Raw genomic sequence first — 2,212 nt, 5'->3', positions numbered from 1 at the left:
CCAACATGCCATGGCCCATTTCCAGGGCGGTGATGCAGCCGATCAGGGTAAAAGCCACCAGGCCCATGGCATCGAGCACCAGGAACAGTGAACGCAGATGGCGCATCCAACGCGCCGTGAACACCGTAATCATCGCGGCGACAGACGTCAGCACCAGGTATTCCGGGTGTTTGACCCAGGTCAGCGGGTAGTGCCCGAGCAGCACGTCGCGCACCGACCCGCCACCCAGCGCYGTGACACAAGCGATCAACACCACACCGAACCAGTCCATGCCACGACGCCCGGCAGACAGGGCACCGGTCATGGCTTCGGTGGTGATGGCGATCAGGTAGAGCATCAGCAGCATGGTGGCGATCCTTGCAAAAAGGCGCGCAGTCTACTCACTTCACCCTGGCACCAAAAGAGGGCGCCACTCGACCACTGGTGGCGACTGTGCCTAAGCCATCGTCGGAACGCCGCCCGGAGCAAGCTCGCTCCCACAGGTACAGCGCCGACCCTGTGGGAGCGAGCTTGCTCGCGATGGGGCCGGTACGGCCGGCTGTGAATCAGAACTTGATGAAATGCTTGCGATAGTGCTGCAACTCGGCAATGGATTCGCGGATGTCGTCCAGCGCCAGGTGGGTGCTGCCCTTCTTGAAGCTGTCGCGCACGTCCGGTGCCCAGCGCGCAGCCAACTCTTTGAGCGTGGACACGTCGAGGTTGCGGTAGTGGAAGAAGCTTTCCAGGGATTTCATGTGGGTATAAAGGAAGCGACGGTCCTGGCAGATGCTGTTGCCACAGATCGGCGACTTGCCCTTCGGCACCCACTTCTCCAGGAAGGCGATGGTTTCGGCTTCGGCTTCGGCCATGCTGATGCGGCTGTCGCGAACCCGTTGGGTCAGCCCGGAACCGCCGTGTTGACGGGTGTTCCACTCGTCCATGCCGGCGAGGATTTCGTCGCTGTGGTGAATGGCGATCACCGGGCCTTCGGCCAGGGTGTTCAGGTCACTGTCGGTGACGATGGTGGCCATTTCGATGATGACGTCGGTGTCCGGGTTCAGACCGGTCATTTCCAGGTCGATCCAGATCAGGTTCTGTGGGTTTTGCATGTGTCGGCTCCTAGGCAATGCTGCGCAGTTTAGCCTAGGCCGGTGGCCGGGCGTGCTAAACTCGCGGCCGTTTTACCTAATCGCTGCATTCTTGATACGGAACACCCATGGCCAAACGCCAACTCAATCGTCGTCAAAACTGGCGCATCGAAAAGATTCAGGGCGAACGCGCTGCCCGCGCCGCCAAACGCGAGTCCTCCGCTGTCGAGGCGCTTGAGGGCGGCGATCTGGGCCCGGAACAGCACGGCCTGGTGATCGCGCACTTCGGTGTGCAGGTCGAGGTCGAGGCCCGCGACGGCGAACTGGCCGGCCAGGTGTTCCGTTGCCACCTGCGCGCCAACCTGCCGGCGCTGGTGACCGGCGATCAGGTGGTCTGGCGTGCCGGCAACCAGGGTATCGGCGTGATCGTGGCGCAACTGCCGCGCAACACAGAGCTGTGCCGCCCGGATAGCCGTGGTCAGCTCAAGCCTGTTGCGGCCAACGTCGACATGATCGTCATCGTGTTTGCACCGCTGCCCGAGCCCCACGCCAACCTGATCGACCGCTATCTGGTCGCAGCCGAACATGCGGGCATCAAACCGCTGTTGCTGCTGAACAAGTTCGACCTGATCGATGACAACAACGCCCCGGCGCTGAATGCCTTGCTCGCGGTGTACCGCACCCTCGGCTATCCGGTGCTGGAAGTGTCGGCGCACCACGGCAATGGTATGGAGCAGTTGCAGAAGCAACTCGACGGGCGCATCAGCGTGTTCGTCGGTCAGTCCGGTGTCGGCAAGTCGTCGCTGGTCAACAGCCTGCTGCCGGATGTCGAAACCCGCGTCGGCCCGTTATCCGAGCTGTCCGGCCAGGGCACTCACACCACCACCACCGCGCGGTTGTTCCACTTCCCCGGCGGCGGTGAGTTGATCGACTCCCCGGGCATCCGCGAATTCGGCCTGGGCCACGTCAGCCGTGCCGATGTCGAGGCCGGCTTCATCGAATTCAACGACCTGCTCGGCACCTGCCGCTTCCGTGACTGCAAGCATGACCGCGAACCCGGTTGCGCCCTGCTCAAGGCCCTGGAAGACGGCCGCGTGCAGCAGCAACGGATGAACAGCTACCGTTCGATCATCGCCAGCCTGCGG

At 62.9% G+C, this 2,212-nt stretch carries 3 protein-coding genes; 1 reads left to right on the top strand and 2 read right to left on the bottom strand.

The window, feature by feature from the left end; genetic code table 11:
• On the bottom strand, positions 1-346 hold a 346-nt coding region (locus ACXRVY_RS25245; RefSeq protein ID WP_458238547.1), incomplete at its 3' end, for a trimeric intracellular cation channel family protein.
• Between the two features lie 199 nt (positions 347-545).
• The gene (orn, locus tag ACXRVY_RS25240; RefSeq protein ID WP_008035288.1) at positions 546-1,088 is read right to left on the bottom strand and encodes an oligoribonuclease; all 543 of its coding nucleotides are present in this window, start codon (positions 1,086-1,088) and stop codon (positions 546-548) included.
• Positions 1,089-1,195: 107 nt separating this feature from the next.
• Here orn and rsgA point away from each other — a divergent pair.
• A partial coding sequence (rsgA, locus tag ACXRVY_RS25235; RefSeq protein WP_458238546.1) for a small ribosomal subunit biogenesis GTPase RsgA occupies positions 1,196-2,212 on the top strand: 1,017 nt, incomplete at its 3' end.

It is taken from the genome of Pseudomonas sp. P5_A2_2 (assembly GCF_054177685.1).
This window is presented reverse-complemented; position numbering and strand designations above follow the sequence as displayed.